This window comes from Rothia sp. HMSC066G02 (genome assembly GCF_001813145.1).
In the GTDB taxonomy this organism is placed as follows: Bacteria; Actinomycetota; Actinomycetes; order Actinomycetales; family Micrococcaceae; genus Rothia.
In genome coordinates this window covers 142,220-162,065 of sequence record NZ_KV811599.1, presented here as the reverse complement: position 1 = coordinate 162,065, position 19,846 = coordinate 142,220, and the positions used below count along the sequence as shown (strand labels likewise).

The window sequence follows — 19,846 nt, the reverse complement described above, 5'->3', positions numbered from 1 at the left end:
TAAACCCCATCGGAAGGCTCATACGAGCATTCTGCTGAAGGTGTTGAGAAAACACGTATAGTTCAGGGGCCCGCCAGGATTCTTCCGGTGGGTCCCTGCGCTTATATGCCCGCGCGCGCCATCCCCCGCACACCACCCCGGTTGATCCGGTACACAACCCCTGGAGGTTCAGTGGAGAACTTTCCCAACTACGCAGGCTACGGGCAGACCCCAACCGTCTGCGTCAACCACCCCAACCGCGTTAGCTACGCCCAGTGCAAGCGCTGCAACCGCACCGTCTGCGGCGAATGCCAGGTAGCGCTGGATGTGGGCATGGTCTGCCCCGACTGCTACCGCGACCTCACGGGCGGCAGCTCGAAGGCGCAAGGTTCGAAAGCACAGGGCTCATTCCTGGCGCGCCACTGGCACATTACGTACACGCTCATTCTGATTAACGTCGCGATGTACGGTCTGCAGCAGATCATTCCCAATGAATGGGTGGTTAGGCACGGCAACATCTGGTGGCCCTACGTCCAGCATGGCGAGTACTACCGCATCATCAGCTACGGTTTTCTGCACATGCAGAACGACCCGATGCACCTGGTGTGGAACATGATTAACCTCTTCATCTACGGCGTGTCCCTCGAACGCATGATGGGGCGCTGGAAGTTCCTCCTCGTGTACCTGGGCTCTATCGTCTTCGGCGCCCTCGGCGTGTACGTGCTGGCATCTGACACCAGCGTGGTGGGTGCCTCCGGTGGTCTATTCGGCCTCATGGGCTCTTTCTTGACCCTGCTAATCATCAGGAAGCAGAAGGACACCGCACGAGTGTTCGTCATGATTACTGCCCCGAACATCATCTATAGCATTCTGACCCCCTCGAATATCTCCCACGCATGCCATGCGGGTGGTTTTGTCGGTGGTGTGCTGTTGACACTGCTGTTTGTCCCGCTTGTGGATAAGCCCGAGCCTCCTCAGCAGCAGAGCCCGCAGCAATGGCAAAACGGCAGGTACTAAGCCTGAAAATACGTGAAAAATCTTCGGAAAATCCGGCACACAACCCTTGGAGGGTCAGTGGAGAACTTTCCCAACTACGCAGGCTACGGGCAGAGCCCCACGGTCTGCGTCAACCACCCCGACCGCGTTAGCTACGCCCAGTGTGGGCGCTGCAACCGCACCGTCTGCGGCGAATGCCAGGTAGCGCTGGATGTGGGCATGGTCTGCCCCGACTGCTACCGTGACCTCAATGGAGGCGCCTCGAGCCCGAAGCGTTCCTTCATCGCCCGTCACTGGCATATTACGTACACGCTCATTCTGATTAACGTCGTGGTGTACGGTCTGCAACAGATTATTCCATTCCGTTGGGTGCACAACCTCGGCATGATGTCTGGTCCCCGTGTTCACCACGGCGAGTACTACCGCCTCATCACGCACGGGTTTGTGCACTCGCAAACTGATCCGATGCACCTGGTGTGGAACATGATTTACCTCTTCATCTTCGGTGTGTCCCTCGAGCGCATGATGGGGCGGTGGAAGTTCCTCTTCGTATATATGGCGGCTACCGTGGGTGCCGGCTGCAGCGTGTACCTCTTCTCCTACTACCGGGGTGCCGTGGGTGCGTCAGGCGGTGTGTACGGTCTCTACGGCGCGTTCTTCGTCCTTCTGCTTCTTCGGAAGCAGAAGGACACCGCACGCCTCTTTATTCTGCTCATGGGTATTGATGTTGTGCAGAGCCTCTTCCACCCGAATTTTTCCCACGCGGGACACTTTGGCGGTCTTGTCAGTGGCGCGCTCGCGACCCTGCTGATTATTCCGTTCGTGAAGAAGCCCGAGTCATCTGAATCTTCGGAGCCGCCGCAACAGGGCCTGCAGCGGCGGTTCAAGGGCCGCTATTGAGCCTGAAACCCGCGGAAATCCGCCTCGGAGTCGGGTTATCCACAGCAGTTTTCCACATTGTGTATAACTACATTCGTGTAATTCCACGAGTGTGAGTACATGTTAAAAACCTGTGGATACAGGCTAGAATGACCGAATTACACAGAGTGAATTACACGGGTGTAAGAGTTTTCCCCAGATTTCTCCACAGATGTGGAAAACCTTAAGTACCAGGATGTGTGTAATTACAAAAAATTTCGGCGCGAAGCGCCGGATAGAACAAAAAGTGCCCGGAAGGATCAACCTTCCGGGCACTTTCACGTATCGAGCCCCTCACGGGGCGAAGAAGCAGCGGGCGCGAACCTAGTTCGCCTGAGCCTCCGCCTCCTCAACCTCCTCGGGGGTGAGCTCCACACCGGTGTACAGGCGGAACTGCTCAGCAGCCTGCAGAGCAATCACCTCGCCACCGTGAATAACTTCCTTACCCGCCGCACGAGCCGCACGAACCAGCGGAGTCTCAACGGGCATCGCCACCACGTCAAAGACCACCTGCGCCTCAGCAATAGCCTCCTGCGAGTAGGACAGCTCCTCGCTCTCCTCACCGCCAGCCATGCCAATCGGGGTCACGTTCACCAGAATCGGCGCTCGCAGGTTGCCCACCTCCGGCGCCCAGGCGTACTCGTAACGCTCAGCCAGCGCGCGACCGGTCTCCTCGTTACGGGCAATAATCATGCCCTGCGAGAAGCCCGCATCAAAGAACGCGCCAGCCACAGCCGCAGCCATACCGCCCGAACCGCGCAGCAGGAACGGCAGAGACGGATCCACATTATGCGAACGCAGCAGGGAAGCCACCGCAATCACATCCGTGTTGTACGCCTTCAAGAAGCCGTCAGTGTTCACAATCGTGTTCACCGCACCAATAACCGCAGCCGAGTGGTCCATATCGTCCATCAGCGGGATAACAGCCTGCTTAAACGGCATAGACACCGAGCAGCCACGAATACCTAGAGCACGCACGCCGGCGATAGCACCCTCAATATCGGTGGTGGTCATCGCCTTGTACAGGTAATCCAGACCGTGCTTCTCGTACAGGTAATTGTGGAACTTAATACCGTGATTCGACGGGCGACCAGACAGGGAAATGCAGACCGTCGTATCGCGGTTCAGTGCCGGGCGAGCCATCTTAAGCCTCGCCGCTAGAGTTGAGGGTGTTCTCAATCAGCTTCTTCACCTTGTTGCGGCTCACCAAGTCAGCGACCACAAAGTGGGTGTCGCCGGTATCCACGGTGGGGACGGTCGCGTTGCCGTCGTTGAGGGACTTCACATGCGCCTCAGCCTGCGGATCCTCCCAAATGTTCACCCAGGTAGCGTGGTCGCCCAGCTCGCCCAGCTTAGAATCCAGAGCCTCGCAGTAGGGGCAGCCGGGGCGCCAATAAATGACGACGCCACCATCCTTCATGACCTCGCGTGCCTTCTGCTGATCGGACTGCTGACGTTCAAACATAGTTCCTCCATAGACGGGGTGCTCCGCGGTCTTCAGGAGGCACTGAAACCTACCTGAGGGCGCAGCTCAATAAGTTGACATATCAAGCATAGCCTGAGGTTACAGGGGCAGGGGAGAGGTCCTCATAGGGCGAACGTCCGCGGCGCACTCGCCCAGAAGTCTTTACAGCGGCGCTTTAACGGCATACGCCCCACACCAAGGTTGCCGGACCAATGATGCGGGGCGTATACAGTTCGCGAGAAAGCGCGAGCACTTGTGCTGAGTAAGAGTAAAAGAAGAGTGAAAACAGGCTACCCGGCGGTAGCAGAAGCTGAGCAATATGCCGAGTGAGTCAGTGAGTGAAAGAACCCAGGCGGGGCAGAACGCCCCATATATTCGAGAGAGATGTTGAGTGAAAGCCTGTAATGCAAACCCAGGGGAATGGCGCCCTACCCCATGAGGAGGCGAGGCAGGGCGCCAATCCAAAGGAGGCTGTCGCCTTACTTGCCGAACTTCTCGGTCAGCTTGGAGACGTTCTCGGTCACGACCTCTTCAACCTTGGCAACGTGCTCGTCAGTGACGACCTCCTTGCCAGCCTTTTCGTTGATGACTTCCTGAGCCTTGTCGAGGCCCTGCTCAACGGTGCCCTTGATATCGAAGCCCACGGGGGCCTCCTTTCTGCGCTTTCGCGCTCTAAAGCCTCACTCTTGGTGAGGTACCTGCCCGGGGCGGGCAGAAAACTGGAGTGTGATGCTTTGGTGGACGAAACCTGCAAGCTGGGCTTGTATGTGACGGTCGAACCCAGTGTAGATGCTATCCATATGCCGGACTATGCGCATCGAAACTTTACAGCTCACGGATTGCGTCCGTCGATAAGTGTACATACCCGCGAAGGCAAGAAAAACCACCCTCAGAAAACGTGGCGCCATTTTTGACCAACGACCAAAAAATTATGGCTTATCAGCGCGTTATTACAGGGGATAACCGGAGGAAAATTGCAGAAACTCGCAGGAAACTTCCAGCTAAGAATATTGTTCAAACCCCTGAAAAAACACCCCTATGACACCCCGCCGATTTATGACAGACCTCAGCGCCCAACCCTACAACACCGGAATATCCGTAGGAGCAGCGCCCGCAGCCCAATCATGAGACGCCGCAAAACCAGCAACCATCGGCAAAAAACGAGGCGCCGCATAGCCGCGCACAGCATACGCAGTCGCCACCGCATCCGCGGCAGCCTCCAGCTGAGAGGTCGGAATCAGCGCCATCACCGCGCCACCAAAACCACCACCCACAATACGGGCACCCAACGCGCCCCGATCCAGGCACACCTGCACCGCATCATCAATCTCAGGGCGAGAAACACGCAACTCATCACGCATCGATACAAACGACTCCGTGAAAATGCGGCCCGCCTCCTCAAACGCCGCAAAGCCCAGCTCATCAGCATGTTGCAGCAAATAGCTCGCACGACCCACCAGAGTCATATCGTGGAACGCATGACGCACCCAACCACGCGGGAACGAACACGGACGACCCGCATCCTCCAGAGCATCCAAGGCACGATTCACCGAAGAATCCACCAAGTCAGCACGCCACGCCTTTGCCGCACGCGCATCCATACCCGCACACGACAAATCCTCCGGTAGGGCATCACGCAAAAAACGCAGACCCAAAGCGTCAGCGCACGTCTCAGACGCCGCACGACGAGCCGCAAAACCGCCATCCGTCAGCTCATGCGGAGTGTTCGTGTCAATCACCAAAAAGCTCAAGCCATGCTGGGCAATATCCACCGCAACCGGCTCAATCGAAAAATCACGGAAATCAACCACCAGAGCCTGCTCCGGATACGAACGCAACGACGCCGTCTGATCCAGGCCACCCGTATGCGCGCCAGCCATCTTATTCTCAGCCGTAATACACACCTGAGCCAGACGCGCACGCAACGCATCACTATCAGCCGGGGTAGCATCCGCTTCCGGGCACTCATCACGCACCGGACACGAGAGCTCCAACAACGCCAACGCCGTCGAACACTCCAAAGCAGCCGAAGACGACAAACCGCCACCCACCGGAACACGAGAATTAATCAGCAGGTCAGCACCAAACTCATCGGGCAGCATAATATCCCTGCCGCCCTCCTGATTCATCGCCCACGCAACACCCGCCACATAGGTGAACCAGCCCTTCAAATGACCCGGCTGAATATCGCGAATCACGACCGTGCGCTCATCGCCGGGCATCTGCAATGAAGCCGCGCGCAACACACCATCACGACGCAACGCACCCGCCACATAGGTGCGGTACGGCAATGGCATCGGCAGGCACGAGCCACCCAAAAAATCAATGTACTCGCCCAAAAGATTCAGACGCCCAGGCGCAGACCACACACCATCCGGCTCGTAACCATACGCAGTAATAAACTCCTCACGCACACGCGCAATCTCCGCGTTATGGTCCGGAAGAGCCGCCCACTGGGCGGTAGCGGTCATCGACATGGAACACCTCTGATAAAGCCCAACAGGGCGCTAAAACATAAACGACACCCTTCGCGCACCCGATACACTCCGGGTACAAGCATGTGTCACCTCTAGACTAAAGCAGACAACCGGCGAACATCGACTCAGCCGCCAAACCGCGCCGGTATCAGAGCGCAGCAGAGCAGCCAGCACCAACGCACGCAAAAGCCCCGCACCCCCACAAGGGGGCACGGGGCACCATACACAACTAATAAACCAAAAGAGGAACAGGCGACTTACGCATCCTGCGTATAAGGCTCCTGCACCACCATCATCGAATCAATCGCAGAAAGCAGATCCTGGCGGTAACGGTTAAACGCATTCTCAATCAGAGGAACATCGCCACTCGCCACAGCCTCTTGAGGCGAAATCAGCGGCAGAGTCTGATACTCCTCCACCAGGCTCAACGCAATATGGGTCAACAAACGAGCACGACGTAGCGCCTCCGCATGACCCAAACCAAGAGCTTGGAACTCATGAGCCATAGCCACCACAGGCTTCAACTCACGCGGGTGCAGAGTCAAACTCAAACGCACCACCTCAGGGCACTCACGAATCGGGTACAGCAGGGAGAACAACGTATCGCCGCGGCGAATCATCGAAGCGCGAATAGCCTCCGGATTCGGCTCAGCCTCCTCAGACATCGACTTCGGGGCACGAGCCAGAATGTAATCCGCCAACAGAATCAGAAGCTGCTGCTTATTCTTCACGTGGTAGTACAGAGCGCCGGGAGCCACGTGAAGCTCCTGAGCAAGTCGGCGCATGGAAAGGTCCGCCAAACCGTAGGTCGCCAAGACCTCGTAGGCGGTATCTAGAATCTTTTCACGGGAAAGTACCACCCTTTCATTTTAGGGTGTTCAAATCTGTTGCGGGAGCAAGATGCACCCCGTGGCAAACAAAAACCCCACAAATACGCGGTACAAACCCAAAAAGCAATGTTGATTCTCACTCACCCGGAGCGAACGGTTCGCGTTTCACGAGCACTTTTGCCACCAAAAACGCTTCAGCACACACAGAATAGGTAGCCGCCCACGCTCTCGGCATAAAATCACGTCTTAAACCGCCCAAAACCGCCAAGACAGGTAAACCTCGCGGGCGAACGCCCCAAAATCAGGTGTTTAATATTCGGTATGAGCAATGCATTTTCTGAACTAATCGAGCGCGCCACCGCAGGCGAAGGCCTCAACCGCGAAGAAATCCACACCCTCCTCGTGGACGGTGACGGACAGGACTTCACCCTTATCGAGGCAGCCTCCGTCGTGCGCCGCAACGAATTCCGCAACATGATTGCGATCCACACCGAAGATGAAGCACTCGCCGACGCCCTCGGCACCCGCTCCATCGCCGTGGACTCCTACGAAGTACTGGATATCTCCCGCGATATCGACTCCGAAGAACTCGCGGCAAGCATTGAACGTATTGCAGAATCCTCCGCCATCGGCGTGACCGTACTACTGCCCGAAAATGCAGTACCCATGATGCTCATGCGCGTGCTGTCCATCCTGCGTCTGGCAGCACCCGCCAAGGTCATCCACCTGCCCGAAGGCTACGAACAGTCCCTGCGCTCGCTGACCTCCCTCGCAATGCACGTGGTCAGCGCCATCACCATTACCGATGATATTGAGCAGTGGCCCATGGTCAACGAGGTACTCAAAGCACTGCGTCACGGCGGCATCGTCATCTCCGGCACCGGTGGACGCGACGCCCTCGCAGGCTACCTGCGTTACCTCTCCGACCTCGGCGTGGACCTCATGGGTCACCGCGACGCACGCGGCTCCGCCTGCGGTTCGGTTGACGGTGGCGGTTGTGGCTGTGGCTCGGGTGGCTGCGGTAGCCACGAGGAGCCGGCACCTTCCGCCGGTGGTTGCGGTTGCGGCTCGGGCGGATGCGGTTCCTCCGCTGAAGCTCCGGCTGAGGCTCACGGTCACTCCCACGGTGGTGGCGGTTGCTGCGGCGGCCACGACGAACCAAAGGAAGAAAAGGGTGGCTGCTGTGGTGGCCACGACGAGCCTGAACCGGTCGTGGAGGAAGCTCCCGCTGGCGGTTGTGGCTGCGGTGCTGGTGGATGCGGCTCTAAGTAATCTGCTAGAGGTAGCTACCCCAATCGATATATTCCAAATATAGAATTTTCCCCTGAATAACCTGCTGAAAAGCAGAGATATTCAGGGGAAAACTCTATATTCCGTAAAGAGCATTAGGCTTAGAGGTAAACAACACCACAATAAACGCTGCAGAACCCCCATATCCGAAAAGCGGAATGAGCCCCTCCGGTAGAGTAGAAAGACGTAGCCGACTAACCCTAGCCGCGCGAAAGGAACAACACCGGACCAATGCTTTACCTCTCCGTTATTGTCATCATCCTGATTGCGACCGTGTTTATGGTCAGCGTCGGTGATCGACTCAACCTCCCCTGGCCGGTCATGATGACCCTGCTCGGCACCGCCGCGCTCTTCATCCCCAACCGACCGGATCTTACTATCGACAGCGACATCATCCTGCCGATCTTCCTTCCGCCGCTACTGTGGGCCATCGGCGTTAAATTCTCCTGGGGCACCCTGCGCCGCCGCTGGAGATCCGTACTGCTCTACTCGGTCCTTCTCACCACCGTCTCCGCCCTGGCAATTGCCGGCGCAGCCATGTGGTGGGTCCCCGGTATGACCATCGCCGTCGCCCTTGCCGTCGGTGCCGCCGTCTCCCCGCCCGACCCCGTCGCCGTGGAAGCAGTCGCTGAGCCCGTCGGCATCCCCCGCCGCCTCATCGGTACTCTGCAGACCGAAGGTAGCTTCAACGACGCTATCGCAATCGTTCTCTTCCACGCCGCAATCCACTCCATGACCAGCGGCCACCACATCGAGCCGCTCTCGGTCGCCAAGGACTTCGTGCTCGGCTCGATCCTCGCGGTCATTATTGGTTATATCTTCGGCTGGCTTGGCGGCTACGTTCGCCAGCGTGCCCACGACGTGGTCACCAGCAACGCCGTGACCCTCATGATCCCCTTCGGCGCCTACCTCGCTGCTGAAAGCGTGCACGCCTCCGGCGTTATTGCCGTGGTCATCGGCGCTATCCAGTTCACCAGCACCAAATACATGGCGGCACTCGAAGCGGAAGAACGCCTCTCCTCCACCTCCTTCTGGCAGATCATTGAGCTGCTCATGACCGGTGTCGCCTTCGGCCTCATCGGCCTGCAGGCAAGTAGTATCATCGCCACCGCCGACCCCTCCCGTATCGCAAGCCTCTTCGCTGACGGTGCCCTGGTCGCACTGGTCGCCATCCTGGTGCGCCTCATCTGGTTCACCATCGTCTGGCTGGCAGGACGCAAGAACCCCATCCACGAAGGCGCCCCCGAAAGCTTCGCCGAAGTTATCATCATGACCTGGTCCGGCATGCGAGGCCTCGTGACCCTGATTCTTGCCCTGTCCATCCCCGTGGTCAACGGCACCGAACAGGTACGCCAGGACGCCATCGTCATGATGCTCTCCGTACTCTTCTTCACCCTCGTGCTGCCCGGCCTGACCCTGCCCCTGCTCGTGAAGGTCCTTGGCGTGCAGGCTAACCATGAAGAAGAAACCGCCGTACCCGAGCTGCTCAAGATTGCGCAGGTCGCAGCCCTCGAGGCGCTGCAGGCTGAAGCGAAGGCAACCACCGACCCGGAAACCTACGCTCGCGTGAAGGAAATGTGCTCCGCCATTACCCGCCGAGACGAAATCAGCGAGGCACTGCCCGAAGAATACAAGCAGCACATGGAGAAGCTTAAGGACAAGAGGAACGACTTCGTGCGCCTGCGCGATGCCGCCCTCGTCGCCGCGCAGAACGAGGTTATTTCTGCTCAGGACCGCTACGACTCCCACGACGTGACCCGCGTGGTGCGTAAGCTGGACATCCTGGCGCAGGCAGAAAGCATCCGCTCCTCCGGCATGTTCATTCTTCCTGCCATGACCGCCGGCGCGGTCGCCATGGAACGCTACAACCTCTGGAAGAAGCACCAGGGCACCCTGAGCACCCGCGCAATCCCCGTGGTGGAAAACGCGCCCGCCTCGCCCCTGGTCACTAACGAGGTAACCCCCAAGTCCTAGCCGGTACGCCCGTGCGCGAACACTACGTTTCTGCCCCTGCCTACGCCACCGAGATAAGCCATCTGGTCTTTAGCTCACAGGCGATAGACAGGGGCAGAAGCAGATTAAGCCTCAACTATCACCTAAAATGAGACAGGAAACGTAGTGAACGTACGTTAGCTCTCTCAAACTCACGAACACATTGAAAGTAGACATGGATTTCAAGACTCTCTCGCCTGCGTACCTGACCTCCCTCGGCGTAATTTTTTGCGGCGCGCTCATGGTCGGATCCTCTAGTCCCTGGCTCATCTGGCTGGGCTGGATCCTTCTCATCCTCGCGCTGGGTCTGAATGTCCTCGCCTTTGTGCTGTCCGTGGGTAAGGCGAAGGGTGACCCGACCCCCGCACTGGTGACCAACCTGGACGGTTTCGAATCCTCCGTGGAGAACCGTATCCGCGAGCGCGCAGAGCACCGCCGTGAAGAGCGTGAAGCTGCTGAGCACGAAGCTGCTGAGCAGTCAGCGGAAGCAACCGCAGAGGCTGAGCATGAAGTGGCTCCCGTTGAAGCCGCTGAGGCTGTTGAGGCGACCGCGCCCGCTGAAACTGCAGAGGTCCGCGAGGAAGAGCCCACCGAATCTCAGCCGATTGTTGATCGTGCCCCCGGCCGTATGAGCGTTCTGCCCTCGCGTCCCCGTTCGGGTCGTACCCCCAAGCCCCGCTCCAACGCACGCTAGGTAGGTCGGTAGTGAATACGAAGTTTTTGCTTTCCCCGGCGTACCTGGTTTCTGTTGCCCTGATGCTTTCCGGCGCGGTGCTTTCCGGTGGTCGGTTCATGCTGATCGGCTGGATTCTGTGCATTGTGGGTGTCTGCCTGAACGCCATGACCCTGGTGGTGCTGACGAATCGCGAGCAGCTGTACACCATGGAGGCGAAGGCTGCCCGAGGCACCCGCCGCGGCTTTGATGACCGCCCCGCTGTGGTGCAGCGATTGGACGAGGCTCCGGCTACTGACAGCGCAGACGAAGGATCTGCGGAGTCCGTCGAGGAAGCCGCAGAAGAGCCTGCTGAAGCACCCGCACAGAAGACCAACTAGGGTGTAACCCCTAAGACGTAAAAGACCCCCGCAGAGGGTATCTGACGTAAATAAAAGACCGTAACCGCCCCCCGTACAGGGGAGTGGTTACGGTCTTTTGGGTGCCTGAACACTCACCTCGACTAACGCTCGTCGAATACTTTTTGGGAGGGGCGAGCGAGCGCAGCGGGGTCTTTAGCGCTGAGTGCCCAGCTTCTGTGCCGCGAAATCCGCGTACTCTTGCACGTGCGCGCGAGCCTGCTTGGTCAGCGCCTTATTCTCATCCAGGATGCGCGTCGACTGCGCCGCCATCAGCTCCAGGTACTGGCGGTTGCGGGTCTTTTTCCATGCGGTGCGTGCCGCCTCCAGCTCCGCAAAATCGTTGAGCGCCTGACGCTGCATCGTGTAGCGAACCCACATGAGCACCAGAATCAGCACCAGCGGGATGAGACACGCCCAGCTCTGCCACAGCCCGTACAGCGCCGCCGCAATGGCGCCCAAAACAATCAGCACCGGGGAAATCGAGACGATGGGGGAGTCCGGGCGGTTCTTCTGGTTCTTCACGAGTGATTCACGCGCCATAGCGCGGAAGGTGTCAGAGAAGCTGGACGGGTCGTAAGACTGGGCAGGCTCCGGTTGCTGGCTCTTCTGGGACTGGCTCTTGGGAAACTGATCCTTGCCGGGCTGGTTCTTACGGGGCTGAGAAGCGGAAGGGCACATAGAAACCTCACGGGGGTACACGGGGAGTAACGGGAAAGCGGGTGTTTCACGTGAAACGGGGGAGTAGGCGGCGAGTACGCGGAAGCGGCTGGCAGACGGGCGCTCGCCGCACCTAAACGCCACCTCGGCAGCTTCTACAGGGAAGCCTCAATAAACTCGTACGCCTTATCCACACAATCGGTGGTGACAGCCTTAACCTCATCGGGGGAGTAGCAGAACGACGCCGAACGGTCAGCGTAGCGGTGCATGTCGATATCGTTCCACGAATCTCCAATCGTATGCACCTCATAGGAGCTACCCGGATGCTCCGACTGCAGGTACTCCACCAGATGCTGCAGACCGGTGCCCTTTGTGCAGGCGGGCGGCACAATATCCAGGAAATCCTGGTTCTTGTGGCAGTCCACCGAATCACCAAAACGCTCCAGAATCCAGGTGTACGCCGCCTCGCGAACCTGAGCATCCGGAATCCACAGGGGCACACCCACGTACTCGTGGTTCTGCAGGTCGTCAGCCGGCAGGGGAGTGAACTCCGGCAGGATATTCGTCGAGGAGCCCACCCGGTCGCAGAGGCTGTAATCGTTATCCAGAGTCGTCGCGAACAGAGCCACGCCGTCCACGGTGCTGAAATGCTCGTAGCACGCTTGCACAACACTCACCGGAAGAGGCTGATGGTAAATCACCCGGTACTGCCGGTCAGTAATCACCGCACCCGTGTACAGCACGTGGTAATCAAAACGGATGGCGGTCGGGTTCAACGCCAGTTGCGTGGCAAAAATGCTCTTGCCCGTGCACGAGACCGCCAGGTTACCCTCCGCCTGCCAGCGGGCAATCGCCTGCTCAGTGGCAGGCTCCACGGCACGGTTAAACAGGATCGTGCCGTCAAGATCGAAAGCCATCAATTTGGTCATAGAAACTCCTTCGCGGGAGGGCTGCATTGCCGCGAATTGTGCGCCGCAACCCATAAAAAACGGGGGTGCCGCCGGTACTTTTAAGTGTACCGACCGCACCCCCACCACTTGAGATATAGCCCCTGAATCTCACGCCTTCACTGAAGGGTGAAAGGGCTCATTCCTCATATTTTTAGAGAGCCAGGAATCCCAGGTAGGAACCGAGGATGCCCACGCCAAAGAGGGCGAAAATCAACCAGATGGCGTTAATCTTCTTCTTCAGAAGCCACATGCACAGGAAGCACAGACCCAGCGAGGCCAGGCCCGGCAGCAGATCGTTCAGCACGGACTGGACGGTCACATTTACCGTCTCGCCCGCCTGGTTTGTGTAGCTAGTCAGTGGCAACGGAATGTTCACGCTCGTCCAGCGGTACACCAGAGCACCCATCACGAACAGGCCCATCACGGAGGCGCCCTGAGTAATCTTCTGCAGGGTGTTGCCGCCCGCCTCGGTCACAATCTGGGTGCCCTTCTCGTAGCCGTACTTGAAGCCGTACCAGCGGGTTGCCCAACGAATTGCGGTCATGCCGAAGAAGAACAGCAGCGGGCCCAGAATATTGCCGGTCACCGCCAGGGATGCGCCCAGAGCCGCCAGCACGATACGTGCGGTACCCCAGAAAATCGGGTCGCCCACGCCGGCCAGTGGGCCCATCAGGCCCACCTTAACGTTGGTGATGGCGGCTTCGTCAATGTCCTTACCGGCTGCCTTCTCACGCTCCATCGCAGCGGTCACGCCCATAATCGAGGATGCAACCCACGGCTGGGTGTTGAAGAACTCCAGGTGGCGGGTCAGCGCCTCCGCCTGGTCTTCTTTCTTGGTGTAGAAGCGCTTAATGGCCGGAATCATGGAAACCGCGAAACCGATGGACTGCATGCGTTCGAAGTTGAACGAACCGAGCAGGAAGGTGGAGCGGATGTAGGTGTCGACCTTATCGCGCTGGGTGAGCTCGGGAACTTCAACGAGCTCGACGTTCTTGTTTTCAGTCATGGTGATGCTCCTTATTCGAGCTCGTTGTCGAGGTCATTGGCGGCGGCCGGTGCTACGGCGGGTGCCTCACTCTTATGGAAGAGCGGGTTCAGCTGCGTGTACAGCAGGCCCAGGCAGGCGCCGACCAGGCCGATAGCAACCAGGTTGAACTGTGCCGGGGTGGACAGTGCCACGAGGACGTCCTTTGAGCTTCCGCCGGGTAGCGGCACAATCGACTGGGTTGCCGGGATAGCGGCGGCGGCGATGAAGCCGAGGAAGAAGAAGGGCATGAGGGCCTTCGAACGCATCATGTTGATGACCATTGCGAAACCGACCACGGTAATCATGCCACCGGCAATACGCAGACCGATGGTCACCTGTTCCGGAATCATGCCCAGCAGGCGGGTCAGCTCGTCGGAGCTAATCAGCGCCACAATAGCGGTCGGGATAGCCACGCGCAGACCCTGCAGAGCCATACCGCTAATGTGCATCAACTCAATACCGCGGAAGTTAGCCGTCTTTGCGAAATTATCCGCCTGATGCTGGAAGAACACCGTAATGGTACGAACGAAAATGGTCAGAACCTGACCTGCTGCCGCCAGCGGCACAGCAATAGCAATACCGGTGGTGATGTCCTGGTGACCCTGAATCACAACAACAGCGGAGATGGTGGACGCCAGAGCTGAGTCGGGAGCCATCGCCGCACCGACGTTCATCCAGCCCAGGGCGATGAGCTCCAGTGCGCCACCGAGCATAATGCCGGTAGTCGGGTCACCCAGCGCAAAACCCATCAGGGTACAAGCGACAAGGGGGCGGTGGAACTGACGCTCGTCCACCACGGATGCGACGCCCGCAATGAACGCCACGAGAACAACGAGAATAAACGTCAGGGCGCTCATGCGTCCAGGCCTTTCTGCTTGAGGATCTTTTCCAAATCAACCGGGGAGTGGTTGGGCAGCTGCTGCACCGTCAGCTTCACACCGCGCTTAATGAGTTCGCGGTAGGCTTCCAGGTGCTCCTCGGAGGCGTACACTGCGTCCGAGAGCTGAACCATGCCGGTCTTGAAGGTGACGCCACCAACGTTCACTTCGTTGATCTTGACGCCTTCGTCGAGCAGTCGCACCACGTCAACGGGGGATTCTACGACGAACATGGTCTTCATGCCGGTGTACTTGGGGTTGTTGTACACGCGGCCAGCTTTAGCGATGTCCAGGACATTGGTCTTCACGCTGGTCGGCGCGACCTGCAGCAGCAGGGACTTGCGCAGCTGATCGTGTGCCGCATTATCGGATGCCGCGATGAAGGTCTGCGGTGCGATATGCGGAACCCAGGTGCCTGCCACCTGACCGTGAATCAGGCGGGAGTCGATGCGGGTGAAGATAGCGTCCATGGTGCCGCCGGGAACCTGCTGAGCAACCGGAACCTCGACCGCCTTGGTCTCTGCGGGCTTCGCCTCGGCGGGCTTGGCGGCTGCGGGCTGATTCGCCTCCTGGAAGGAGCGAATACCCTTAGTGCCAGCTTTGTGCGCCTTAGCGACCAGGGACTTGAGGGTTGCGTTCTTACGGCCTGCGCCGGAGATGACCTCAATAAGCATCGGTACGTTGACACCGGAGACGACGTCGACGCCCTCGCGGGTGGCTGCAAACTGCGCACCGGCGTTGTAGGGGCTACCGCCGAAGAGGTCGACCAGCAGCAGGGTTTCTTCTGCTTCAGATGCCTCAACGATGCGGGTGTACTCTTCGACGAGATCTTCGGGGCCCTGACCCGGCAGGAAGGTGACCGGGTGGACGTTCTCGAAGTTACCGAGGATCATGCCGGCGGTCTTCAGCAGAGCCGGAGCCGACTCGCCGTGTGCCGCCACAATGATAGTGACCATAGTGGTCCTCTCGTGTTCGTGACATGGTGTGTAGTGGCCCCGTGAAGGGCCTCATAATTCTCAGATAGTAACACGTTGTTTTTGTGTTTTGTGGGTTTTATCTGGCTTTGCACACTTTAGGTTCTTGTGACATTTTTTCAAGTGTTGGAATATGGGTTTTTGATGTCAAAACACGTATTTATTGCCAGGGTGTAAAAAATTTAAACAGAACACCGAAAAAAGGTTGTCGACACGGGGAGAAATGCGTTATTTTTGTGAAATTTCAGGAATGACGGCATCTTGCAAGCGGACTGACGAGGTGCTTGTTATGGGATATTTTGGACTGTGATAGTGCAAGAAAATGATTTACAAAGAAAATACCGAACAAAAAATGGGTGCACGGATCAAAAGATGTGGGATTTATAAAAAACCAACATTTTCCTGCGGTCTGTCCACAGAATGGTATTTCTGGAATATGCCGCTATAAACCGTCATTTCAAAATTTAAATCGACGCGCTAACGCGCGAAGGAAAACCCGGGAAAACGACAATTTAGTGACAGGTTGTATATATAAATAGCAACCCACCTTTAACGGCCACGTTCCGCCCGGCATCACCCCTCTAGAATCCTCACTCCCCGATTCCCCCATCCGAACCCCTCACCGGGATTCTGAGGCGCAGATTTCGCGGCATAGAAAAAGCGACCGGGAACCCTCCCGGTCGCTTTCTATCGAACATGCGCTACGCGTTAATGCCCCACATATCCCGCGCCAGACGCGCAATATGAATCGTCAAATACGTCAACTCATCACGAGTCAGGCTCTGCTTCAGCTGCATCTGCAGTACCAGCAAAACCTTCTGCGCACACGCGTAGGCGCGCGGTACATCCGCACGAAGAGCCGCCAACAAACTCGGCTGCGACACCTCATCAGCATCCTCCGTGCGATTCGCGGAGGCGCGGCTCGCCCGCACAAACAGGTACCTCAGATGCGTCACAAAACGTGCCGCACTCATTGAGTCCGGGTCGATCTTCCGCTCGTAGCTCGCCTCAATAATTTCAAAAACCTGCGCGAAAACCTCAGTCATGCGGAATGCCTGAGACATATCCGCCGTCGCAAATTGCGCGTTGACTAGGTGCAACGCCAAAGGAATAGCCTCATTCGGGTCCAGCTCAACCTGCAGGCGCTCGCGAACCATTTCCAAAACCGTGCGGCCGTACTCCACCTCGCGCGGGTAGAGAACAGTCACCTCCGGGGCGAGCGGATACTGCACCCGCACCCCGTCACGCGCACGAACCACCGCATAGTGCAGGTGATCAGCCAGCGGAAGAATAAACGAGTTCGACAGCTCCAGCGCACCCTCGGCGCGCACCTTCGACTCCAAAAGCGTGGCAATCGACAGAATCTCCGCCGGAATCTCAGACAGAGTCATGCTCAAACGCTCACCCGACATGCCCTGCTCCGGCACAAACGTCTGCTCCACCGCAGACGGGTCAATCAGCTGACCCTTACGCTTACCAAAAGCAATGCCGCGACCAATCATCACGGACTCCTTGCCGTAATGATCCACCGTGAGGACAACATTGTTGTTATAGATACGGCTAATGCGCATGCGTCGTCCTCCTTCACGGGTGTTGGTCGCCGGAACAGAAACGGCAAATTCAAAAGATACGCAAAGGTGATTGAGCGTTACCTAAGCTAGTACAAATTCTACCGAAAGTTTGAAGCTGTCATGAAGGGTTGACGCGCAAATGCGGGTAAAGCTGTGCCCCAGCTGTGACGCGGGCAAGCATTCCATAAGTTTGCGGCTGAAAACTGGCTCCCGACCCACCGTGAACCCTAAATCGCGATACTCTTAACCACATGAGCAGCAAAGCAACCGAAATCGCAAAGAACCTTCCCGCGCTAGAGCACCCGGACGGTAGTCCCATCCGCGCCCTCGTCGTTGACGATGAGGAGATGCTCAAAGAACTCGTCAGCATGGGTCTGAAAATGATCGGCTGGGATGTGCAGTCCGCAGGTGACGGTCCCTCCGCACTCGCGATTGCCCGCGATTGGCGCCCCGACGTGCTCGTGCTGGATATTATGATGCCCGGCTTTGACGGCCTGGAGCTGCTCTCCCGTATCCGTAAGTTCTACCCCGAAGTTCCCTGCCTCTTCCTGACCGCGAAGGACTCGGTCGACAACCGTATTGAGGGCCTTGCCGCAGGCGCTGATGACTACGTGACTAAGCCCTTCTCTATGGAAGAGGTCATGATTCGTTTGCACCGCCTGGTGCAACGCTCCGGTGTTGCTGCCATTGACGATGCTGAGCTGGTGGTCGGTGACCTGGTGCTGAACCAGGACACCCGTGAGGTCACCCGCGGTGGCGAGCAGATTAATCTCACCGCAACCCAGTTCGACCTGTTGCGCTACCTCATGGAGAACGCGAAGCGCGTGGTCTCCAAGAGTCAGATTCTTGATAATGTCTGGAACTACGATTTCGGTGGTCAGGCAAATATTGTGGAGCTGTACATCTCCTATCTGCGTAAGAAGATTGACGTGGGTCGCGAACCGATGATTCACACCGTGCGCGGTGCTGGTTACGTGCTGCGTCCCGCTGTCTAAGTTTATTCTCTGCTCTTCATATGGCGCGGTATAACACCCGGTTATACCGCGCCATATCAGTTATATTCCGTATTTCGAATATAGAAAGAAAGGATGCTCGTGGGCTCCTACTCACCCGGTGACCCCGCCTCCCTGGATAACGAAGCAACCCGCCCCCTGCGCGCGGGTACCCCCGCACGAGACGGCGCCACGCGCTCGCCGGGGAACTTCTTCGTGCGCCTACGCGCCGCCTGGAAGAGCATGAGGAATCCCGAAGCATCCCCGGAAGAACTCGGGTACGTACCCCACCTTCGTTCACGTCTTATCGCAATCCTCGTGGCAGCCCTCGGCATCGCCTGCCTCATTATTGGCCTGTCCACCTACGTGACCCTGCAGAACTCCCTCTACCAGCAGGCACAAAGCGACCTCAAAGAAACCAGCCACCGTGTAGTGCAGCCAACTTCTCGAGACGGCAAGCGAGAAGAAGTGGACTGCAGCGACCTGCAGAAGAGTAGCTCCCTTTTCGCACCCGGTCAGGCGTCCGGAACCATCATTACCTGTGTCGAGTCCGAAGGTGCTGTGGAAGTCGCCAGCAAGCTCGGTAAGGACGGCACCGTACAAACCCTCTCCGCCAACGACCAGGTAACCCTCGGAACCATGGCGCTGAACGCCACCAAAGAAGAAGTCCGAGAGGTCAAACTGGAATCCGGCCTGTACCTCATCAAAATCACCCCGAAGGCTAATAGCAGCGCTGACGCCCAGGTGGTTGGTATTCCGCTCGCCAATGTACAGCAGACCCTCACCATCTTCGTGATTGTGGTAGCCCTCGGTTCCATCGCCGTGATGGTCGGCGCCGGCGTGGCGGGCTCCTACATTATTCGCGGCACCATGAAGCCCCTGGAGCGAGTCTCCGCGGTGGCAACCGATGTTGCGCACCTGGACCTGGAAGAGCACACCATCTCCTCGGCGGTGCGAGTGGATCCGCGTGATTCCGATCCGCGCACCGAAGTGGGTGCCGTGGGCTACGCCCTCAATCAGCTGCTGGATAACGTGAACTCCGCCCTCGAGGTGCGCGAACGTACCGAACACCAGATTCGCGCCTTCATCGCGGATGCCTCCCACGAGCTGCGCACGCCCCTTGCCGCCATTAAGGGGTACTCCGACATGCTCCGCTGGACCGAGCCGCTCAGTGAATCCGGTCAATCCTCCCTGGCGCGTATCGACTCGCAGACCGAACGCATGTCACGCCTCGTGGAGGACCTGCTGACCCTCGCTCGCCTGGATGAAGGCCGTGAACCCAAATTTGAGCTCGTCGATCTGACTGAGCTGGTGCTTGAATGTACCTCCGACATGCAGGCTGCCGCGCGCACCCACGAATGGCACCTGAACCTACCCGACGAGCCGGTTGAGGTCGTGGCGGATCGATCCCAGATTCAGCGTGTCATCTTGAACCTGCTCTCGAATGCCCGCAAGCACACCGATGAGGGTACGCGCGTGACTGCGGGCCTGGCCGTGGATACTGTACGCCGTGAAGCTGTAGTGACTGTGACCGATAATGGCCCGGGCATTGCCCCTGACTTTTTGCCGAAGATTTTTGACCGCTTCACCCGTGCCGATAAGGCACGCTCCGGTTCGGTTGGAACCACCGGTCTGGGGTTGGCGATTGTGCAGGCGATTGTGCAGGCGCACGGCGGTTCGATTCAGGTGCAGAGTCAGCCTGGGCATACGGTCTTTACGGTGCGTCTGCCTTTGGAGGCGGCGCGCGCCTAATGCGCCTGCTCGGTGGCTTGCTGA

Annotated in this window: 19 protein-coding genes; 8 read left to right on the top strand and 11 right to left on the bottom strand. The window is 58.2% G+C overall.

Features of this window, described 5'->3' with window-relative positions; translation table 11 throughout:
* Positions 1 to 171: 171 nt before the first annotated feature.
* Both HMPREF2894_RS08675 and HMPREF2894_RS08670 read left to right on the top strand, forming a co-directional pair.
* Positions 172 to 996 (top strand): rhomboid family intramembrane serine protease, encoded by an 825-nt coding sequence (locus tag HMPREF2894_RS08675; RefSeq protein WP_049338659.1) that lies wholly within the window; start codon positions 172 to 174, stop codon positions 994 to 996.
* Positions 997 to 1,053: 57 nt separating this feature from the next.
* The gene (locus HMPREF2894_RS08670; protein WP_070678858.1) at positions 1,054 to 1,875 is read left to right on the top strand and encodes a rhomboid family intramembrane serine protease; all 822 of its coding nucleotides are present in this window, start codon (positions 1,054 to 1,056) and stop codon (positions 1,873 to 1,875) included.
* 342 nt (positions 1,876 to 2,217) lie between these two features.
* Here HMPREF2894_RS08670 and HMPREF2894_RS08665 read toward each other — a convergent pair whose 3' ends face one another.
* From HMPREF2894_RS08665 to HMPREF2894_RS08645, 5 genes are all read right to left on the bottom strand, one after another.
* Positions 2,218 to 3,036, bottom strand: coding sequence for a shikimate 5-dehydrogenase (locus tag HMPREF2894_RS08665; RefSeq protein ID WP_049352252.1), 819 nt, complete (start codon positions 3,034 to 3,036; stop codon positions 2,218 to 2,220).
* Position 3,037: 1 nt separating this feature from the next.
* Entirely contained in the window at positions 3,038 to 3,358 is a 321-nt protein-coding gene (locus tag HMPREF2894_RS08660) for a glutaredoxin domain-containing protein (protein ID WP_049338656.1), read from the bottom strand.
* Positions 3,359 to 3,837: 479 nt separating this feature from the next.
* Entirely contained in the window at positions 3,838 to 4,002 is a 165-nt protein-coding gene (locus HMPREF2894_RS08655; protein ID WP_005504128.1) for a hypothetical protein, read from the bottom strand.
* A 435-nt stretch (positions 4,003 to 4,437) separates the two neighbouring features.
* The gene (locus tag HMPREF2894_RS08650) at positions 4,438 to 5,835 is read right to left on the bottom strand and encodes a galactokinase (RefSeq protein WP_070678855.1); all 1,398 of its coding nucleotides are present in this window, start codon (positions 5,833 to 5,835) and stop codon (positions 4,438 to 4,440) included.
* Positions 5,836 to 6,092: 257 nt separating this feature from the next.
* Positions 6,093 to 6,695: a TetR/AcrR family transcriptional regulator gene (locus HMPREF2894_RS08645; protein ID WP_012902649.1), complete on the bottom strand. Its 603-nt coding sequence runs from the start codon at positions 6,693 to 6,695 to the stop codon at positions 6,093 to 6,095.
* 291 nt (positions 6,696 to 6,986) lie between these two features.
* Here HMPREF2894_RS08645 and HMPREF2894_RS08640 point away from each other — a divergent pair, with 291 nt between their 5' ends.
* The 4 genes from HMPREF2894_RS08640 (at position 6,987) to HMPREF2894_RS08625 (ending at position 11,000) form a co-directional block, all read left to right on the top strand.
* Positions 6,987 to 7,937, top strand: coding sequence for a hypothetical protein (locus HMPREF2894_RS08640; RefSeq protein ID WP_049340057.1), 951 nt, complete (start codon positions 6,987 to 6,989; stop codon positions 7,935 to 7,937).
* 249 nt (positions 7,938 to 8,186) lie between these two features.
* Positions 8,187 to 9,929, top strand: a complete 1,743-nt coding sequence (locus HMPREF2894_RS08635; protein WP_070678852.1) for a cation:proton antiporter — start codon at positions 8,187 to 8,189, stop codon at positions 9,927 to 9,929.
* Positions 9,930 to 10,122: 193 nt separating this feature from the next.
* Positions 10,123 to 10,641 carry a hypothetical protein gene (locus tag HMPREF2894_RS08630; protein ID WP_070678849.1) on the top strand — a complete coding sequence of 173 codons (519 nt, stop codon included), beginning with the start codon at positions 10,123 to 10,125 and terminating at the stop codon, positions 10,639 to 10,641.
* A gap of 11 nt (positions 10,642 to 10,652) precedes the next feature.
* On the top strand, positions 10,653 to 11,000 hold the full coding sequence (locus HMPREF2894_RS08625; RefSeq protein WP_049338642.1) for a hypothetical protein: 348 nt from the start codon (positions 10,653 to 10,655) through the stop codon (positions 10,998 to 11,000).
* A gap of 174 nt (positions 11,001 to 11,174) precedes the next feature.
* Here the strand turns inward: HMPREF2894_RS08625 and HMPREF2894_RS08620 are convergent, their stop codons facing one another.
* The 6 genes from HMPREF2894_RS08620 to HMPREF2894_RS08595 form a co-directional block, all read right to left on the bottom strand.
* Positions 11,175 to 11,699, bottom strand: a complete 525-nt coding sequence (locus tag HMPREF2894_RS08620; RefSeq protein ID WP_172855766.1) for a hypothetical protein — start codon at positions 11,697 to 11,699, stop codon at positions 11,175 to 11,177.
* Positions 11,700 to 11,833: 134 nt separating this feature from the next.
* Positions 11,834 to 12,607, bottom strand: coding sequence for an HAD-IIB family hydrolase (locus HMPREF2894_RS08615; protein ID WP_049352261.1), 774 nt, complete (start codon positions 12,605 to 12,607; stop codon positions 11,834 to 11,836).
* A 172-nt stretch (positions 12,608 to 12,779) separates the two neighbouring features.
* Complete coding sequence (locus HMPREF2894_RS08610; protein ID WP_012902656.1) at positions 12,780 to 13,634, bottom strand: PTS system mannose/fructose/sorbose family transporter subunit IID; 855 nt, start codon at positions 13,632 to 13,634, stop codon at positions 12,780 to 12,782.
* A gap of 11 nt (positions 13,635 to 13,645) precedes the next feature.
* Positions 13,646 to 14,512, bottom strand: coding sequence for a PTS mannose/fructose/sorbose transporter subunit IIC (locus HMPREF2894_RS08605; protein WP_012902657.1), 867 nt, complete (start codon positions 14,510 to 14,512; stop codon positions 13,646 to 13,648).
* Positions 14,509 to 15,489 (bottom strand): mannose/fructose/sorbose PTS transporter subunit IIA, encoded by a 981-nt coding sequence (locus HMPREF2894_RS08600; protein ID WP_049338637.1) that lies wholly within the window; start codon positions 15,487 to 15,489, stop codon positions 14,509 to 14,511. Before HMPREF2894_RS08600 ends, HMPREF2894_RS08605 begins: the two co-directional genes overlap by 4 nt.
* 719 nt (positions 15,490 to 16,208) lie before the next feature.
* Positions 16,209 to 17,078 carry a PRD domain-containing protein gene (locus tag HMPREF2894_RS08595; protein WP_012902659.1) on the bottom strand — a complete coding sequence of 290 codons (870 nt, stop codon included), beginning with the start codon at positions 17,076 to 17,078 and terminating at the stop codon, positions 16,209 to 16,211.
* Positions 17,079 to 17,329: 251 nt separating this feature from the next.
* Here HMPREF2894_RS08595 and HMPREF2894_RS08590 point away from each other — a divergent pair, with 251 nt between their 5' ends.
* Both HMPREF2894_RS08590 and HMPREF2894_RS08585 read left to right on the top strand, forming a co-directional pair.
* Complete coding sequence (locus HMPREF2894_RS08590; RefSeq protein WP_049345979.1) at positions 17,330 to 18,073, top strand: response regulator transcription factor; 744 nt, start codon at positions 17,330 to 17,332, stop codon at positions 18,071 to 18,073.
* 93 nt (positions 18,074 to 18,166) lie between these two features.
* On the top strand, positions 18,167 to 19,822 hold the full coding sequence (locus HMPREF2894_RS08585) for a sensor histidine kinase (RefSeq protein WP_246827041.1): 1,656 nt from the start codon (positions 18,167 to 18,169) through the stop codon (positions 19,820 to 19,822).
* Positions 19,823 to 19,846: the final 24 nt, after the last annotated feature.

Coding starts and splice junctions, on each gene's coding strand:
- HMPREF2894_RS08665 (WP_049352252.1), bottom strand. CDS start 3,036: ATGGCTCGCCCGGCACTGAACCGCGATACGACGGTCTGCATTTCCCTG.
- HMPREF2894_RS08660 (WP_049338656.1), bottom strand. CDS start 3,358: ATGTTTGAACGTCAGCAGTCCGATCAGCAGAAGGCACGCGAGGTCATG.
- HMPREF2894_RS08650 (WP_070678855.1), bottom strand. CDS start 5,835: ATGTCGATGACCGCTACCGCCCAGTGGGCGGCTCTTCCGGACCATAAC.
- HMPREF2894_RS08640 (WP_049340057.1), top strand. CDS start 6,987: ATGAGCAATGCATTTTCTGAACTAATCGAGCGCGCCACCGCAGGCGAA.
- HMPREF2894_RS08635 (WP_070678852.1), top strand. CDS start 8,187: ATGCTTTACCTCTCCGTTATTGTCATCATCCTGATTGCGACCGTGTTT.
- HMPREF2894_RS08630 (WP_070678849.1), top strand. CDS start 10,123: ATGGATTTCAAGACTCTCTCGCCTGCGTACCTGACCTCCCTCGGCGTA.
- HMPREF2894_RS08620 (WP_172855766.1), bottom strand. CDS start 11,699: ATGTGCCCTTCCGCTTCTCAGCCCCGTAAGAACCAGCCCGGCAAGGAT.
- HMPREF2894_RS08615 (WP_049352261.1), bottom strand. CDS start 12,607: ATGACCAAATTGATGGCTTTCGATCTTGACGGCACGATCCTGTTTAAC.
- HMPREF2894_RS08610 (WP_012902656.1), bottom strand. CDS start 13,634: ATGACTGAAAACAAGAACGTCGAGCTCGTTGAAGTTCCCGAGCTCACC.
- HMPREF2894_RS08605 (WP_012902657.1), bottom strand. CDS start 14,512: ATGAGCGCCCTGACGTTTATTCTCGTTGTTCTCGTGGCGTTCATTGCG.
- HMPREF2894_RS08600 (WP_049338637.1), bottom strand. CDS start 15,489: ATGGTCACTATCATTGTGGCGGCACACGGCGAGTCGGCTCCGGCTCTG.
- HMPREF2894_RS08595 (WP_012902659.1), bottom strand. CDS start 17,078: ATGCGCATTAGCCGTATCTATAACAACAATGTTGTCCTCACGGTGGAT.
- HMPREF2894_RS08590 (WP_049345979.1), top strand. CDS start 17,330: ATGAGCAGCAAAGCAACCGAAATCGCAAAGAACCTTCCCGCGCTAGAG.
- HMPREF2894_RS08585 (WP_246827041.1), top strand. CDS start 18,167: ATGCTCGTGGGCTCCTACTCACCCGGTGACCCCGCCTCCCTGGATAAC.